General features: G+C 68.7%; 15 protein-coding genes. 7 read left to right on the top strand and 8 right to left on the bottom strand.

Annotated elements, in window-relative coordinates:
* Positions 1–90 precede the first annotated feature (90 nt).
* Entirely contained in the window at positions 91–1,089 is a 999-nt protein-coding gene (locus tag ACSX1C_RS20440; RefSeq protein WP_439887624.1) for a DUF481 domain-containing protein, read from the bottom strand.
* Here ACSX1C_RS20440 and ACSX1C_RS20435 point away from each other — a divergent pair.
* From ACSX1C_RS20435 to ACSX1C_RS20425, 3 genes are all read left to right on the top strand, one after another.
* Positions 1,088–1,480, top strand: coding sequence for an MGMT family protein (locus ACSX1C_RS20435; protein ID WP_439887623.1), 393 nt, complete (start codon positions 1,088–1,090; stop codon positions 1,478–1,480). The two genes, ACSX1C_RS20440 and ACSX1C_RS20435, sit on opposite strands and share 2 nt — an antisense overlap.
* 43 nt (positions 1,481–1,523) lie before the next feature.
* On the top strand, positions 1,524–3,068 hold the full coding sequence (locus ACSX1C_RS20430) for an AmpG family muropeptide MFS transporter (protein WP_439887622.1): 1,545 nt from the start codon (positions 1,524–1,526) through the stop codon (positions 3,066–3,068).
* A gap of 344 nt (positions 3,069–3,412) precedes the next feature.
* The gene (locus ACSX1C_RS20425; RefSeq protein WP_439887621.1) at positions 3,413–4,126 is read left to right on the top strand and encodes a lipopolysaccharide kinase InaA family protein; all 714 of its coding nucleotides are present in this window, start codon (positions 3,413–3,415) and stop codon (positions 4,124–4,126) included.
* A 36-nt stretch (positions 4,127–4,162) separates the two neighbouring features.
* Here the strand turns inward: ACSX1C_RS20425 and ACSX1C_RS20420 are convergent, their stop codons facing one another.
* On the bottom strand, positions 4,163–4,990 hold the full coding sequence (locus ACSX1C_RS20420; RefSeq protein WP_439887620.1) for a mechanosensitive ion channel family protein: 828 nt from the start codon (positions 4,988–4,990) through the stop codon (positions 4,163–4,165).
* A gap of 138 nt (positions 4,991–5,128) precedes the next feature.
* Positions 5,129–5,608, bottom strand: a complete 480-nt coding sequence (locus tag ACSX1C_RS20415; protein ID WP_439887619.1) for a YajQ family cyclic di-GMP-binding protein — start codon at positions 5,606–5,608, stop codon at positions 5,129–5,131.
* A 150-nt stretch (positions 5,609–5,758) separates the two neighbouring features.
* Here ACSX1C_RS20415 and ACSX1C_RS20410 point away from each other — a divergent pair, with 150 nt between their 5' ends.
* The 4 genes from ACSX1C_RS20410 to ACSX1C_RS20395 are packed head-to-tail and all read left to right on the top strand — an operon-like array spanning position 5,759 to position 10,340.
* Positions 5,759–6,724: a response regulator gene (locus ACSX1C_RS20410; RefSeq protein ID WP_439887618.1), complete on the top strand. Its 966-nt coding sequence runs from the start codon at positions 5,759–5,761 to the stop codon at positions 6,722–6,724.
* Between the two features lie 39 nt (positions 6,725–6,763).
* On the top strand, positions 6,764–7,693 hold the full coding sequence (locus ACSX1C_RS20405; RefSeq protein WP_439887617.1) for a putative 2-dehydropantoate 2-reductase: 930 nt from the start codon (positions 6,764–6,766) through the stop codon (positions 7,691–7,693).
* A gap of 44 nt (positions 7,694–7,737) precedes the next feature.
* A complete protein-coding gene (locus tag ACSX1C_RS20400) occupies positions 7,738–9,756 on the top strand; it encodes a sensor histidine kinase (RefSeq protein ID WP_439887616.1) in 2,019 nt (672 codons plus the stop codon).
* Positions 9,757–9,758: 2 nt separating this feature from the next.
* Positions 9,759–10,340 carry a cob(I)yrinic acid a,c-diamide adenosyltransferase gene (locus tag ACSX1C_RS20395; protein WP_439887615.1) on the top strand — a complete coding sequence of 194 codons (582 nt, stop codon included), beginning with the start codon at positions 9,759–9,761 and terminating at the stop codon, positions 10,338–10,340.
* On the opposite strand, the gene ACSX1C_RS20390 is transcribed toward ACSX1C_RS20395, so the two are convergent.
* The 5 genes from ACSX1C_RS20390 to argJ form a co-directional block, all read right to left on the bottom strand.
* The gene (locus ACSX1C_RS20390) at positions 10,341–11,237 is read right to left on the bottom strand and encodes a pseudouridine synthase (RefSeq protein ID WP_439887614.1); all 897 of its coding nucleotides are present in this window, start codon (positions 11,235–11,237) and stop codon (positions 10,341–10,343) included.
* Positions 11,238–11,381: 144 nt separating this feature from the next.
* Positions 11,382–12,500 (bottom strand): HPP family protein, encoded by a 1,119-nt coding sequence (locus tag ACSX1C_RS20385; RefSeq protein ID WP_439887613.1) that lies wholly within the window; start codon positions 12,498–12,500, stop codon positions 11,382–11,384.
* Between the two features lie 80 nt (positions 12,501–12,580).
* Complete coding sequence (locus tag ACSX1C_RS20380) at positions 12,581–13,522, bottom strand: Nudix family hydrolase (RefSeq protein ID WP_439887612.1); 942 nt, start codon at positions 13,520–13,522, stop codon at positions 12,581–12,583.
* Positions 13,519–14,151 (bottom strand): glutathione S-transferase family protein, encoded by a 633-nt coding sequence (locus ACSX1C_RS20375; RefSeq protein WP_439887611.1) that lies wholly within the window; start codon positions 14,149–14,151, stop codon positions 13,519–13,521. The genes ACSX1C_RS20380 and ACSX1C_RS20375 overlap by 4 nt, the downstream gene beginning before the upstream one ends.
* A 136-nt stretch (positions 14,152–14,287) precedes the next feature.
* Positions 14,288–15,505, bottom strand: a complete 1,218-nt coding sequence (argJ, locus tag ACSX1C_RS20370; RefSeq protein WP_439887610.1) for a bifunctional glutamate N-acetyltransferase/amino-acid acetyltransferase ArgJ — start codon at positions 15,503–15,505, stop codon at positions 14,288–14,290.
* Between the last annotated feature and the right edge of the window lie 46 nt (positions 15,506–15,551).

Genomic DNA, 15,551 nt, shown 5'->3' with positions numbered 1-15,551 from the left:
AAAGGCCGGGCATTATCCGCAGGCCCGACGACAGAGCAAGAACTGACCGACGGAAGCCACGGGAGTTCCGGGACGGCGACCGACGCACCGCTACCAGCCGACGCCCAGACCGATCAGGTAGTGGCGCTCGGACGTGCTCTGGCCGAAGCCACGGATCTGGTCCAGTTCGTACAGCAGCGACAGGCGCGCCCAGCTGTTCAGGCGATAGCGCAGGCCGAACTCGCTGTCGAACACGTAGTCGACCGCCTCGATCTCCGGCACCTGCAGCTCGGCGTTGCTGAAGAGTTCCAGACGGGTCCCCCACAACAGGCGCTTGTAGTCCCACTCCAGGGAGAGGGAGTTGAACGCCAAATCGCCGCCCTGGGACCACAACTGCACCCGATTGAGCTGGCCGATCAGGTCGAAGCGCCCCAGTTCGTCGTCCCAGAAACGGTGGCCCGGTCCACTGCCGACTATGCGCTGGCGGCTGAAGAACTCGAAGCCGTCTTCCTGCTGCTCGACCCCGGTACGCCAGAACCAGTGCTGGCTGAAGAAACGGTCGAGGTCGTACTCCAGCCGCCAGTTATCGTCGACCACGCTGCCATTCTTGGTTTCCCGCTCCAGTTCGCCGGCCAACACATGACGCCAGCGCCCATGCTCGACGCGGCTGCTGCCCTTGACCTGCCACTCGTCGCTGGCATTCTCGTTGCGATCCAGATCCAGCTTGGCATCGAGGTTGCCCTCCCACACCCGATCCCGCAGCAGCGGACGCGGCGGCACCAGCCGGGTGATGCTGGCCAAAGGCACGGTTTCGGTCTTCGCCCCGAGCACCCGCACCATGCCGCTGCCGGCCGCGGCCAACTGTTGGCTGTGTTGGCTGTCCAACCCTTGACGGCGCAGCAGCAGGGGTTTGTCCGAACGCAGGGTGTCGATATCCTGCCAGTCGATGAGCACCTGCCCGGCATAGCGGGTCTTCAGGGCCAGCTTGCCGCCGTCGAGCAGCACGATCTCGCCGCTCAGGCGGTCACCATTGGCCAACCATACGGTGTCGGCCCACAACGGCGAGGCCAGGGTGAGCAGGATAGAGAACGACAGGATGCGTAACAGCATGAGCAAGCGACCACAGGGGGAACAGGGGCAAGCCGGCAAGCATGCCGCCCCACCCGCCTCGGCGGCAAGCCAGCAGGCGCGGCGCGAGGCGCTCTACCTGGCGCTGGCCCAGGTGCCCAGCGGCAAGGTGGTGAGTTACGGCCAACTGGCCGAACTGGCGGGCCTCGGCCGGGCGGCGCGCTGGGTCGGGCGCACCCTCGGCCAGCTGCCGGAAGGCAGCAGCCTGCCCTGGCACCGGGTGATCGCCGCCGGCGGGCGCCTGAGCCTGCCCGCGGGCAGCCCGTCCGGCGCCGAGCAGCGGGCACGCCTGCGTGCCGAAGGAGTAGCGATCCGCCAGGAACGGGTGGATATCCGACGGCACGGCTGGCGCCCGATGGAGCACAGCGGTTAGAGTGCGGCCTTTGTCAGATCATCCCCAGGCCGAAAACCGCCCAATGCCTCGAAAAAGCTGGCGCGATGCCATCGCCGCCTACTCCAGCCCCGCCACCCTGGTACTCCTGCTGCTCGGCTTCGCCGCCGGCCTGCCCTACATGCTGGTGTTCTCGACGCTGTCGGTCTGGCTGCGCGAGGCTGGCGTGGCCCGCGAGACCATCGGCTTCGCCAGCCTGATCGGCCTGGCCTACGCCTTCAAGTGGGTGTGGGCGCCGATGCTCGACCAGTGGCGCCTGCCGCTGCTCGGCCGGATGGGCCGCCGCCGTTCCTGGCTGGTGCTGTCCCAGGTGCTGATCGCCGCCGGCCTGGCCGGCATGGCCCTGTGCGACCCGCAGACCCGCCTGACCTGGCTGATCGCCCTGGCGGTGCTGGTGGCCTTCGCCTCCGCCACCCAGGACATCGCCATCGACGCCTACCGCCTGGAGATCGTCGACAACAGCCGCCAGGCCGCCCTGGCCGCCAGCTACATGGCCGGCTATCGCATCGCCGCCCTGCTCGCCACCGCCGGCGCGCTGTATTTCGCCGAGGGCTTCGGCTCCACCGTGCTGAGCTACCAACACGGTGCCTGGGCCGGCACCTACCTGGTGTTCGCCCTGCTGATGCTGCCGGGCCTGCTGACCAGCCTGTGGATGCGCGAGCCGCCGGTGCCGCTCAAGACCCAGCTGGCCGCGGCGCGCTACGGCTTCAGCCACCAGATCGTCTCGGTGCTGGTGCTGATCGTCCTGCTGGTCTCGGTGCCGGCGATGTTCACCCAGCTCTACCACACCGACTTCGCCAGCCTGGTGCGCGGCGAGGCCAGCCTGCTCGACCTGCTGCTGGAGGACCGCGCCTTCCTCCGCGCCCTGCTCTACACCATCCTCACCGGCCTGTGCCTGTCGACCATGGGCCGCCGCGGCCTGGCGCCGGTGCTGACCCCGGTCAACGACTTCATCGTCCGCTACCGCTGGCAGGCCCTGCTGCTGCTCGGGCTGATCGCCACCTACCGCATGTCCGACACCGTCATGGGGGTGATGGCCAACGTCTTCTACATCGACCAGGGCTTCACCAAGGACCAGATCGCCAGCGTCAGCAAGCTGTTCGGCCTGGTCATGACCCTGCTCGGCGCCGGCGTCGGCGGCCTGCTGATCGTGCGTTTCGGCATCCTGCCGATCCTGTTCATCGGCGGCGTCGCCTCGGCCGCCACCAACCTGCTGTTCCTCGTGCTCGCCGGCATGGGCCCGCACCTGCAGATGCTGGTCCTGACCATCAGCGCCGACAATTTCAGCGGCGGCCTGGCCACCGCGGCCTTCGTCGCCTACCTGTCGAGCCTGACCAACCTGAAGTTCTCCGCCACCCAGTACGCCCTGCTCAGCTCCATCATGCTGCTGCTGCCACGGCTGATCGGCGGCTACTCCGGGGTGATGGTGGAGAAGCTCGGCTACGCCCAGTTCTTCCTCGCCACCGCCCTGCTCGGCATTCCCACGCTGATCCTGATCATCCTCCAATGGCGCCGCGAAGGCCCCCAGGCCAACGGCTCGGCACCGGTCGCGCCCCCTGAGCAGGCATGACGGGAAGCCCTGTGCTACGTCCTGCCGGGCCCTGCGGGGCGGGAACGGACATTGCAGGCAAGCCCTGGTCGTGACGCCCGAGGGCCCCAGCCGATGGCGGGCCCTGCACCTCTTCATCTACCCCCAGCCCCTCTGGGCTGAGGCTTGCGGGACTGGTGCAAGCCGAGCCGGCGGCATGGGGCGGCGCGCGGGCACATGGCCGATACGGCACCTGCGGCGCGGCTGCTGGGCACTATGGTAACCCCCGCCGTTACCGAACCGCGGCCACGTGCCGCCCGTCGAGAGGTCGCATAGAGGCCGCCCTAGCGGTCGACTCGCCTGAACTCCTCAATATAAGGCAGCTTATGAACGCAGACACAGATTCAGCCACGATCGCCAGGGACGGCATCCTCGACAGCTGGTGGCAACGCCAGGGCGACTGGGTAGAGCCCCCCAACGAGCGCCGTGGCGGCGCCAGCGGCGTGCAACGCATCCGCGACGACCAGGGCCGCCTGCTCTATGCCAAGCGCCAGACCGGCCACCTCTACCGTAGCCTGCGTCACCCCTTCGGTCGCCCTACCGTGCTGCGCGAGTACGATGCCCTGCTCGGCGCCCGTCGGGCCGGCGTGCGCGTGCCGGAGATCGTCTACTGTGCCGCCGATCAGGGCCATGAAGGTTGGCGCGCCCTCCTGGTCACCGCCGCGCTGGAGGGTTTTAAACCGATCGAGGACTGGTACGCCGAGGGCGGTCGCGAACGTCACGGCGAACGCCTGCACAGCCGTCTGCTGCAACAGGTGGCCGGCAACCTGGCCCAGTTGCACCGGGCTCGCTGGCAGCACGGCTGCCTGTATATCAAGCACATCTTCGTGAGAGTCAGCGGCGAGGGCGAGGACGCCCTGGCGGAAGCCGCGCTGCTCGACCTGGAGAAATGCCGCCGGCGCCTGACCGCCTCCCAGGCCTCACTGCACGATATGCAGCAGCTCAGACGCCACTCCTCGTGGAACGATAGCGACTGGCAACTGCTGCTCGACGCCTACCGCGCGGCCTTTGGCCGCGAGCTCAAGGGTTTGCCGAGCTAGGCCGGGCTCGCCCCGAGGTCATCCGGATGCGGGCGCTCAGCTCGCCTGCACCAGGTGCACCACCCGCTGCGGGAAGGGAATGCCGATGCCGGCCTGGTCCAGGCGCTCCTTGGCCAGTTCGGTGAACTCGAAGGTCACCGGCCAGAAATCCGCCGTTTCCACCCACACCCGCAGCGCCAGGTCGACCGAGTTATCGCCCAGGCCGACCACATAGACCACCGGCGCCGGGTCCTTGAGCACCCGGGCATCCTCGGCGATCTGCAACAGCACCTCGCGGGCTCGCTTGATATCGCTGGCGTAATCGATGCCCACCTTGATTTCCGCGCGGCGCTTGGGCTCACGGGAGTAGTTGGTGATGTGACCGTTGGACAGGCTGCCGTTGGGCACTATCACCACCTTGTTGTCGGCGGTCTTCAGCGTGGTATGGAAGATCTGGATGCTGTCGACGCTGCCGGACACGCCCTGGGCCTCGATCCAGTCCCCGGCGCGGAACGGACGGAACAGCAAGATCAGCACGCCGCCGGCGAAATTCGCCAGGCTGCCCTGCAGGGCCAGGCCGATGGCCAGGCCGGCGGCACCTATAGCCGCGATGAACGAGGTGGTCTCCACGCCCACCATCGACGCCACACTGACCAGCAGCAACACCTTGAGGACGATACCGGCCAGGCTGCCGATGAAACCGTGCAGGGCACGGTCGACGTTGCGCCGCTCCATCAGGCCGCCGACCTTGCGGGTCAGGGCGTTGATCAGCCACCAACCGATCAGCAGGGTGAGCAGCGCCAGGGTCAGCTTGCCGCCGTAGTTCAGCACCACCGGCAGCCAGGTCTCCGACATCTTCACCAGTTGCTCGACGCTCATTTCCATCCTTCGCTCCTTCTTAGTCTTTCGCCCACCAGGGGTTTCCAATGCATGAAACGCAACCGCCATGGCGAGCCATGGCGGTCAAAGTGCTATCACCCTTGCTGCGACGCCATCGCCGCGCAGAGGTTCAATCATTCGCGATCAGTCGCGGAAGTTGTTGAACTGCAGCGGCATGCCGAAGTCCTTGGCGCGCAGGCTGGCGATGCATTCCTGCAGGTCGTCGCGCTTCTTGCCGGTGATGCGCACCTGCTCGCCCTGGATCGCGGCCTGCACCTTGAGCTTGCTGTCCTTGATGTGGGCGACGATCTTCTTCGCCAGGTCCTTGTCGATGCCTTCGCGCAGGATCACCTCCTGCTTGACGCTCTTGCCCGAGGGATAGGCGTCCTTGAACTCCAGGCACTGCACGTCGACCTTGCGCTTGACCAGGCAGAGCTTGAGAATCTCCAGCATCTGTTCCAGCTGGAAGTCGGCGTCGGCGGTCAGGTTGACCGTCAGCTCCTTCAACTCGAAGCTGCCTTTGCCACGCAGGTCGTAGCGACGCTCCAGTTCCTTGACGGCATTGTCCACGGCGTTGGTGACTTCGTGCTTGTCCAGTTCGGACACCACGTCGAATGAAGGCATGGGCTTCCTCCTGATAAACGGCGCGACCCAAATCACGGACCGGGTACGCCTGGCTTGACGGTGAAAAAACCGAGCCAGTATATATCCTTAGCCATACACACTGCCCGGCGATGTACCGGGCCAACACGACCGCCCTGCGAGCCTGCCGCCATGCCCAACCCCCATCTCAGCATTCTGGTGGTGGACGACGCCAAGTTTTCCAGCGCCATGATCGGCCGCGCCCTTAGACAGGCGGGCTATCAAGACCTGCGCTTCGCCAGCAGCGCCGCCGAAGCCATCGGCCAGCTCGAGCAGCGTCCCGCCAGCGTACTCCTGGCCGACTGGCTGATGCCTGAGATGGACGGCCTCGAGCTGACCGGACGAGTGCGCCAGCTGGACGAGATGACCGAGCACTACACCTACGTCATGCTGCTGACCGGCAAGGAAGGCGAAAACGTCCTGGGCGAGGCCTTCGATCGCGGCGTGGACGACTTCATCAACAAGGCGGCGATGAACGAACAGCTGGTACCGCGGGTGTTCGCCGCCGACCGCCTGTGCAACACCCTGCAGCGCCTGCTCCAGGAGAATCGCCTGCTGACCCAGAACATCTCCAGCCTGGAACAACGCAACCTGGTCGATACCCTGACCGGCCTGGGCAACTCGCGCTACCTGCGCCAGAAGCTGCAGGACAGCCTGCGTCAGATCGAAGCCCGCGGCGGTGCGCTGTGCTACCTGCTGATCGGCCTGCAGGAAGCCGGCGAGCTGTTGCAGCAGCACGGTCAGAATCTCTACAACGAGCTGCTGCACGGCGCCGCCCGGCGCCTGCAGCAGCTGGTACGGCCGCTGGACGTGCTGGTACGCCTGGACGACCACCACTTCGCCCTGCTCACCCTGCCCGAAGACCTGCACGAGTGTTCGCCCAACAGCTTCCGCCGCCTGTACGAAGGCCTGAACCTCAAGGCGTTCAAGACCAGCGAGGGCTTCATCGGCCTCAAGGCCGGCATCGGCCTGGTCAGCCTCGACGCCAAGAGCCTGCCGCTCGACCCGGACAGCCTGATCGAGCGGGCCGCTGGCCTGCTGCCCGAGTCCTATGCCAGTGGCCGGATCGCCGCCATGCGCCTCCCTGCACGGCAATAAGAGGACTCCCCGGCGCCCGCCGCGATAGACTTGCCGCCCATGAGCGATAGCAACGCAACGACCTGGCACATACTCGGCGCCGGCAGCCTCGGCAGCCTGTGGGCCGTGCGCCTGGCCCGCGCCGGGGTGCCGGTGCGGCTGATCCTGCGCACCCCGCAGCGCCTGGCGGCCTACCGCCGTGCCGGCGGCCTGAGCCTGGTCGAGCAGGGCCAGGCCCGGCGCTACTCGCTGGACGCCGAGACCGCCGCCGACCCCACGCCCATCCGGCGTCTGCTGCTGGCCTGCAAGGCCTATGACGCCGAGGATGCCGTCGCCGGCCTGGCGCCACGCCTGGCAGGTGGCGCCGAGGTGATCCTGCTGCAGAACGGCCTGGGCAGCCAGGACGCGGTCGCCGCGCGGCTGCCGCAGGCCCGCTGCATCCTCGCCTCCAGCACCGAGGGCGCCTTCCGTGACGGCGCCTGGCGGGTGGTCTTCGCCGGTCACGGCCACACCTGGCTCGGCGACCCGCTGGATCTCGCCGCGCCCGCCTGGCTGGCGGACCTGCAGCGCGCCGGCATCGCCCACGACTGGAGCCTGGACATCCTCGCCCGGCTGTGGCGCAAGCTGGCGCTGAACTGCGCGATCAACCCGCTGACGGTGCTCTACGACTGCCGCAACGGCGGCCTACTGCAACATCCGGCGGAGGTCGCCACGCTCTGCGGCGAACTCGCCGAACTGCTGCGCTGCTGCGGCCAGCCCGACGCCGCCAGCGCGCTGCACGACGAGGTGCAACGGGTGATCCAGGCCACCGCGGCGAACTATTCGTCGATGCATCAGGACGTCGCCCAGGGCCGCCGCACCGAGATCGCCTACCTGCTGGGCCATGCCTGCGCCACCGCACGGCGTCACCGCCTGCTGCTGCCGCACCTGGAGGCCCTGCACCAGCGCCTGCTCGGGCACCTGGCCGAACGCGGATTGCCCCGCCACTAAGGCCCGCGTTAACCTGCCCGCACTTCCGCCACCGCGACCCGCCCATGTCCCTGCGCCAGCGCCTCGAAAACCTGCCGGTCGGCCGCAAACTGCTCGCCGCGCTCCTGGTCTTGCTGGCGGCCGTGCTGCTGGCGGCCAACCTGGCCTTTATCAGCGCCGCCTACTGGATCTCCCAGCAAAGCGTCGCCCCCCAGGCCCTGCACACCCTCGGCCGGTTGATCGCCAGCCCGCCGCTGAGCCACGAGGCGCTGAGCTCGGCAGGCGCCGCCGAACGCCTGCTGGCCCGCCTGGACGACTACCCGCCCCTGCGCGCCGCGGTGCTCTACGACGGCGACGGGGTCAGCCTGGCGCAACTGCAACGCGGCGAGGAGCTGCAGCTGCCGCAACGCATCGAGGAACTGGAGGCCTGGCGCAAACACGAGTTCCGCACCACCCATCTGGTCGAGCTGGCGCAGCCGGGCCGGCGCCCCGGCTACCTGCTGCTGATCGCCTCGGGGGAGCTGCCCGGCGCCTTCTACACCGGCACCCTGACCGCCAGCGGCGCGATCCTCGCCTTCAGCGTGCTGCTCTGGCTGATCGTCGCCCGGCAGATCCGCCGGCTGGTGACCAAGCCGATCCGCAAGCTGGAGGAGCTGTCGCGCCAGGTCACCCGCGAAGAGAACTACGCCCTGCGCGCCCGCCGCGGCAATCGCGACGAGATCGGCAGCCTGGCCGAGGCCTTCAATACCATGCTGATGCGCATGGAGGCCCGCGAACAACAGCTCAAGCGCGCCCGCGACGACGCCCAGGCGGCCTTCGACCAGGCCCACAGCCTGGCCGAGGAGACCCGCCACTCCAACCGCAAGCTGGAGCTGGAAGTGCAGGTGCGCAGCAAGATCGAGAAGAAACTCACCGGCTTTCAGAACTACCTCAACAGCATCATCGATTCCATGCCCTCGGCGCTGATCGCCCTGGACGAACAGCTTTACGTCACCCAGTGGAATCAGGAGGCCAGCGTCCTGTCCGGCACTTCCCTGAGCGAGGCGCTGAACCAGCCGGTGTTCCTCGCCTTCCCGCCGCTCAAGCCGTTTCTCGCCCAGCTCAGGCGCACCGCCGAGGAGCACCGGGTGGAGAAGATCGAGCGGGTGACCTGGAGCAAGGACGAGGAACCGCGTCACTACGCCCTGACCTTCTACCCGCTGATGGGCGGCGCCGGCCGCGGCGTGGTGATCCGCATCGACGACATCACCCAGCGCCTGGGCCTGGAGGAGATGATGGTGCAGTCGGAGAAGATGCTCTCGGTCGGCAGCCTGGCCGCCGGCATGGCCCATGAGATCAACAATCCCCTGGGCGCCATCCTGCACAACGTGCAGAACATCCGCCGGCGCCTGTCGCCGGAGCTGGAGAAGAACCGCGAGCAGGCCGAGCAACTGGGCCTGTGCCTGGCAGCCATCGACCAGTACCTGCAAGCCCGCAAGATTCCACCGCTGCTCGACGGCATCCAGCAGGCCGGCACCCGCGCCGCACGCATCGTCAGCCACATGCTCAGCTTCAGCCGCCGCAGCACTCGCCAACTGGCACCCTGCTTGCTGCCGGCGCTGATCGACCAGGCCCTGGAGATCGCCAGCAACGACTTCGACCTGACCGATCGCTTCGACTTCAAGAGCCTGCTCATCCGGCGCGAATTCGACCCCGAGCTGGGGCCGGTGCCCTGCACCGCCAACGAACTGGAACAGGTGCTGCTCAACCTGCTGAAGAACGCCGCCCAGGCCATCCACCAGCGCACCGATGCCGATGCCCCCGGGCAGATCACCCTGCGCACCCGCCTGGCACCGCCCTGGGCGGAGATCCAGGTGGAGGACAACGGTGTCGGCATGCCCGATGCGGTGCGCAAGCGCGTCTTCGAGCCCTTCTTCACCACCAAGGAGGTCGGCCAGGGCACCGGACTGGGCCTGTCGGTCTCCTATTTCATCGTCACCAACAACCACAAGGGGCAGATGGAGGTGCAGTCCAAGCGCGGCCAGGGCACCTGCTTCACCCTGCGCCTGCCCCTGACTACCGCCGCCGAACATACGGGTTCCTGAACATGGGCAATCGACTGTCGAAGATCTACACGCGCACCGGCGACGCCGGCGAGACCGGACTGGGCGACGGCCGTCGGGTGCCCAAGGACCATCCGCGGGTGGAGGCCATGGGCGAGCTGGACAGCCTCAACAGCCAGCTCGGTCTGCTGTTGGCCCTGCTCGGCGAACAGGTCGGTGCCTGCCCGGCCCTGCACGAGGTGATCGAGGTGCTCGCGCCCTGCCAGCATCGCCTGTTCGACCTCGGCGGCGAACTGGCGATGCCGGCTTACCAGGCCCTGCAACCGGCCGAGGTGGTGCGCCTGGAGGCGGCCATCGACCGCTGGAACGCCGAGCTCGGCCCGCTGCAGAACTTCATCCTCCCCGGCGGCTCGCGGCTGGTGGCCCAGGCCCATGTCTGTCGCAGCCTGGCGCGCACGGCCGAACGCCGCTGCCAGCAGCTCAACGCCCTGGAGCCGCTGCGCGGCGTCGCTCTGGCCTATGTCAACCGCCTGTCCGACCTGCTGTTCGTCGCCGCCCGGCTGATCGCCCGGCGCCAGCAGGTCGATGAAGTGCTCTGGCAGGAGGCCGCCAAGCCGCAGGCCTAGCTAGGGGAGCAGGCTGAGCCGGCTCTCGAAGCGGCGCGACTGGCCGCCAAGCGGATCGACGAACGCCAGCCCCCGGGCCAGCAGCTTGAGCGGCCTGGCATAGTCGTCCGCGGCATCGGCCGCGTCGCTCACCTCGGGATAGAAGGGGTCGTTGCAGATCGGCGCGCCGAGGGCAGCCAGGTGCACGCGCAGCTGGTGCTTCTTGCCGGTGATCGGATAGAGCGCGTAACGCCACAGCTCGCCCAGCCTATCGGCGACCTCGATGCGCGTCTCGCTGTTGCCAGCGCCGGCCTCCTCGCGCATGCGGAAGAACGGCTCACCGGCCACCAACCGGGTGCGCCGCAGCAGGGGAAACGCCAGCTGCGGCAACGCCGGGGCCAGGGCCTCGTAACACTTGTCGATGCGCCGCTCGCGAAACAGCGCCTGATAGCGGCCGCGGCTCTCGGGATTGGTGGAGAACAGCACCAGGCCGGCGGTATGCCGGTCGATGCGGTGCAGCGGCACCAGATCGGCATTGCCCAGGCGCTTGGCCAGACGCGCCAGCAGGGTCTGCTCGACATACTCGCCAGCCGGCATCACCGGCAGGAAGTGCGGCTTGTCGGCCACCAGCAGGTGCTCGTCGAGATGCAGCACAGTCTCCTCGAAGGGTATCGGCGTCTCGACCGCCACCTCACGAAAATAGTGCACCCGCAACCCGACCCGGTAGGGCCGCTGCGGGTCGATCGGCGCGCCCTGGGCATCCAGCACCCGCCCCCGGGCCATGCGCTGCAGCCACTGTTCGCGGCCGATCGCCGGGAAATGCGCCGCCAGGCAGTCGAGCACCGTGGCCCAGTCGCCTGGGGGCAGATGCAGGGTGCTCGGGCGCAGGCTGGACGGGGAACGGGCGGTTACGGACATGATGCGATTCGGCGGACGGCGGCGGACTGGCCCGCTATTAGGCCGCAGCCCGCCGCCTGGCGTCAAAGACACTCGTCGGCGCCGGCAGCCTCATGGCCCAGGCCCGGCGTCCGGCTCCGGGGTCATCTCCCGCTGCCGATGGCCCTAGTCACCGGCCTCGGCGGCCGGCAGCGGCTCGCTCTCCAGAGAGCGACGGTACAGGGCCGCCACCAGATCGGTCTGGGTGACGATACCCAGCAGCACTCCGTCCTCGTCCAGCACCGGCACCTTGTGCACCTCGCCGCTGGCCAGGCGCTGCACCAGGCGGATGCTCGGCCACTGCGGTCCGCAGCTCGGCACCTGGGTGCGCATCAAGGCCCGCACCGGCTCCTCGCCACTGGCGCCCTCGGTCTGGAGCAAGTCATGCAGATAGAGCATGCCTTGCAACTGGCGCTGCGGGTTGAGCACCGGCATGGCCGTCAGGCGGTGGTCCTGCATCTTGGCCCAGGCCTCGGCCCGGCTGGTTTCCGGCGCCAGACACAGCACGTCGCGGGACATGATGTCGGCACAGCGTATTTCGCCGAAGCGCCTGCGGTAGGCGCGCTCCTCGGTCTGACGGAGGATCTGCACCAGGTCCTCGCGGGCGATGTCGAGCAGCTCGTCGCGCTCGGCGAGCACCGCATCCAGGTCGGCGGCGGTGAAGCCCAGGCGGTCGCGCGGCGGCAGATCGCGGGTCTTGTGCGGGTTGGCCACCTGGGTCGCGCGATGGGGATAGCGGCGGCGGAAGGCATTGTTGAACACCAGGGCGATAAGCAACAGACCGAGGCTGTTGAGCGCCACCGGATACAGGGCGAAGTAGTAGCCGAGCCGGGCGACCTCCTCGCCGCCCAGCACGGCGGTCAGGGCCACCGCGCCGCCCGGAGGATGCAGGCAGCGCAACACGAACATCGCCACCAGGGCGATGGCCACCGCCACCCCGGCGGCCAGCAGGCTATGCCCCAGCCAGTGGGCGCAGGCGACGCCGACCAGGGCAGTGACCAGATTACCGCCCAGCACCGACCAGGGCTGGGCCAGCGGGCTGGAGGGCACGGCGAACAGCAGCACGGCACAGGCACCCATGGGGGCCACCAGCCAGAGCCCCGCGTCACCCAGCGCCTGACGCGCGACCCAGCCACTGAACAGCAGCCCCAGCAGCACGCCGAGGCTGCTCAGCAGCTGCTCGCCATGGCTGACCGCCATCGGCTCTGGCCAGAACGCCTGCAACCAGCCTTTGAAACTATTCACCGCCGGAACTTCCGCCTTTCACGCACCATTTCGGGGCAGGCACTATACAGCGTCCGCCGCACCCCGCGTCAAGGCACCGCTCAGCCGGGCCAGAATGCGCGAATACCGGCCACCCCCTGCGCCCCGACCTGCCAGGCCCGCTCGACCTCGGCGGGACCGACGCCGCCGAGCAGATAGGCCGGCCGATCGAAGCCCTGCAGCAGCTCCCGCGCCCGCGCCCAGCCCAGGGGCGGCGCCTCGGGATGGCTGGCGGTGGCCTGCAGCGGCGACAGGGTGACGAAGTCCACCTCCAGCTGCGCGGCCAGGGCCAGTTCCTCGCCGCCGTGACAGGAGGCCGCCAGCCAGCGCTGCGCCGGCAGCGGCCGCCCGGCCGCCGCCAGCTCGCGCAGCTGGGCGGAGGTCAGGTGCCAGCCGGCGGCGGGAAAATCGCCGAGCCACTCCAGCGGCCCCTTGAGCATCAACTGGGCGCGTCCGGCGCACAGTCCCTGGACATCTACTGCCAGGTCGCGGTACTGGGCATCGAACATGGCCGGTGCGCGCAGCTGCAGCAGACGGACACCGTCGTCCAGCGCGGCCCGCACGCCGCGCAACAGCTCCGACGGTTGCAGGCCGTCGGGGGTGATCAGGTAGCGCTCGGGCAGCCGCGCGGCGGCGACTATCGGCCGATTGGCCGCGGGAAACGCGTAGTCGTCCAGCTGCCGCGGCGCGACCCAGGCCAGCGGCTGCCCCTCGGCGCCGTGGGGCTCGCCGGCGAAGGCCGAGACCTCCCAGACGTCCAGCAGCACCTGCTTGTCCGGGTAGTCGTGACGCACCTGGATCAGCGGCCGCGCCGCCGTCGGGCGGATGCCCAGCTCTTCCTCCAGCTCCCGGGCCAGGGCCGCCTGCACCGCCTCGCCGGCCTCCACCTTGCCGCCGGGGAACTCCCACAGGCCGCCCTGATGCTGATCGTCGCCACGCCTGGCGAGCAACACCCGACCGTCCGCGGCGCGGATCACCGCCGCCGCCACATGCACGCGCTTCACCGCCAACGCTCCTCCTGGGCCGCCTGGTACCAGCGCTGGAACGCCGGCCACTGGTAGAGGGTCTCGACATAGGCCGCCGCCACCTCGGGCAGCTCGACCCGGTAACCGCGCAACCGCGCCGCCACCGGAGCGAAGAAGGCATCCGCCAGGCTGGCATGGCCGAACAGGAAGGGGCCGTCCTGGCCGAAACGCGCGCGGCACTGCGCCCACAGCGCGCAGATGCGCTCGATGTCGGCCCGGGCCTCGGCAGGCATCGCGTCCAGCGCCTGGTCACGCTTGAGGTCCATGGGCAGATGGGTGCGCAGGGCCGCGAAGCCGCTGTGCATCTCCGCACACAGGCTGCGGGCCAGGGCCCGGGCATACTCGCCACGGGGCCACAGGTGGGCTTCGGGGAAACGCTCGGCGAGGTACTCGGCGATCGCCAGGGAGTCCCACACCGGACCGGCCTCGGTCTTCAGCAACGGCACCTTGCCGCTGGGCGAGTGTTCGAGGATGCGCGCCTTGCTGTCCGGACGGTCCAGGGGGATCAACACTTCCGTGTAGGGCGCCTCGGCCAATTCCAGGGCCAGGGCCGCGCGCAGCGACCAGGACGAGTAGGTTTTATCGCCGATGACCAGGGTCAGGGACATGGGGTCGCTCCTTGCGTGACTGGATGGGGAAAGCTCGAACGACGGTAAAAGGCGGCCCTGCGAATAGCAAATTCCCGTTATTCATGGGGGCATGAATAACGGGAATAGGGAGGCTAACGGCGGACAGAGGACGCGCTCAGGTGCGGTATTCGGCGTTGATCTTGACGTACTCGTGGGACAGGTCGGTGGTCCAGATGGTCTCGCTGCAGGCGCCGCGCCCCAGCTCGATGCGGATGCCGATCTCCTCCCGGGCCATCACCGCCGCCCCCTGCTCCTCGGTGTAGCTGGTCGCGCGGCAGCCGCGGCTGGCGATGCACACGTCGCCGAGGAACACATCGATCTTGCTCACGTCCAGCTGCGCCACGCCGGCCCGGCCGACCGCGGCGAGGATGCGCCCCCAGTTGGGGTCGGAGGCGAACAGCGCGGTCTTGATCAGCGGCGAATGGGCCACGGCATAGCCGACATCCAGGCACTCCTGGTGAGTCGCGCCGCCGTTGACCGTCACCGTGACGAACTTGGTCGCGCCCTCGCCGTCGCGGACGATGGCCTGGGCCACCTCCATGCACACCGCGAACACCGCCTCCTTGAGCTTGGCGAACAGCGCGCCGCTGGCCTGGCCGATCTCCGCCAGCGGCGCCTGGCCGGTGGCGATCAACATGCAGCAGTCGTTGGTCGAGGTGTCGCCGTCGATGGTGATGCGGTTGAACGACTTGTTCGCCGCGTCGCGTAGCAGGTCCTGCAGCACGCCCTGGGCGACCTTGGCGTCGGTGGCGATGTAGCCGAGCATGGTCGCCATGTTCGGCTTGATCATGCCGGCGCCCTTGCTGATGCCGGTGACGGTGACGGTGACGCCGTCGTGCTCGAACTGGCGGCTGGCGCCCTTGGGCAGGGTGTCGGTGGTCATGATGCCGGTGGCGGCCTCGGCCCAGTTGTCCTCCGCCAGGTCGTCCAGGGCGGCCTGCAGGGCGCCCTCGATCTTCTCCACCGGCAGCGGCTCGCCGATCACCCCGGTGGAGAACGGCAGCACCGCCTGCTCGTCGGCCCCGGCCAGGCGCGCCAGGGTGGCGCAGGTGCGCGCGGCGTTCTGCAGGCCCGGTTCGCCGGTGCCGGCGTTGGCGTTGCCGGTGTTGGTCAGCAGGTAGCGCACGGCGCCCGATACGCGCTGCTTGGCCAGCAGCACCGGCGCGGCGCAGAAGGCATTGAGGGTGAACACCCCGGCGACGCTGGAGCCTTCGGCGCAGCGCATCACCACCACATCCTTGCGCCCGGGACGCTTGATGCCGGCCGAGGCGATGCCCAGCTCGAAACCTGGAACCGGGTGCAGGGTAGACAGCGGGCCAAGACCAACAGCCATGAAAGTGCTCCTTGAGTATGCAGAACTGGACGTCGAACGCGGCGAG

Source organism: Pseudomonas sp. MBLB4123, from assembly GCF_051904775.1.
GTDB classification, from domain to species: domain Bacteria; phylum Pseudomonadota; class Gammaproteobacteria; order Pseudomonadales; family Pseudomonadaceae; genus Aquipseudomonas; species Aquipseudomonas benzenivorans_B.
This window is presented reverse-complemented; position numbering and strand designations above follow the sequence as displayed.

Bases quoted from the DNA above. Each gene is read 5' to 3' on its own strand.
- ACSX1C_RS20435 (WP_439887623.1), top strand. From the start codon at position 1,088: ATGAGCAAGCGACCACAGGGGGAACAGGGGCAAGCCGGCAAGCATGCC.
- ACSX1C_RS20440 (WP_439887624.1), bottom strand. From the start codon at position 1,089: ATGCTGTTACGCATCCTGTCGTTCTCTATCCTGCTCACCCTGGCCTCG.
- ACSX1C_RS20430 (WP_439887622.1), top strand. From the start codon at position 1,524: ATGCCTCGAAAAAGCTGGCGCGATGCCATCGCCGCCTACTCCAGCCCC.
- ACSX1C_RS20425 (WP_439887621.1), top strand. From the start codon at position 3,413: ATGAACGCAGACACAGATTCAGCCACGATCGCCAGGGACGGCATCCTC.
- ACSX1C_RS20420 (WP_439887620.1), bottom strand. From the start codon at position 4,990: ATGGAAATGAGCGTCGAGCAACTGGTGAAGATGTCGGAGACCTGGCTG.
- ACSX1C_RS20415 (WP_439887619.1), bottom strand. From the start codon at position 5,608: ATGCCTTCATTCGACGTGGTGTCCGAACTGGACAAGCACGAAGTCACC.
- ACSX1C_RS20410 (WP_439887618.1), top strand. From the start codon at position 5,759: ATGCCCAACCCCCATCTCAGCATTCTGGTGGTGGACGACGCCAAGTTT.
- ACSX1C_RS20405 (WP_439887617.1), top strand. From the start codon at position 6,764: ATGAGCGATAGCAACGCAACGACCTGGCACATACTCGGCGCCGGCAGC.
- ACSX1C_RS20400 (WP_439887616.1), top strand. From the start codon at position 7,738: ATGTCCCTGCGCCAGCGCCTCGAAAACCTGCCGGTCGGCCGCAAACTG.
- ACSX1C_RS20395 (WP_439887615.1), top strand. From the start codon at position 9,759: ATGGGCAATCGACTGTCGAAGATCTACACGCGCACCGGCGACGCCGGC.
- ACSX1C_RS20390 (WP_439887614.1), bottom strand. From the start codon at position 11,237: ATGTCCGTAACCGCCCGTTCCCCGTCCAGCCTGCGCCCGAGCACCCTG.
- ACSX1C_RS20375 (WP_439887611.1), bottom strand. From the start codon at position 14,151: ATGTCCCTGACCCTGGTCATCGGCGATAAAACCTACTCGTCCTGGTCG.
- argJ (WP_439887610.1), bottom strand. From the start codon at position 15,505: ATGGCTGTTGGTCTTGGCCCGCTGTCTACCCTGCACCCGGTTCCAGGT.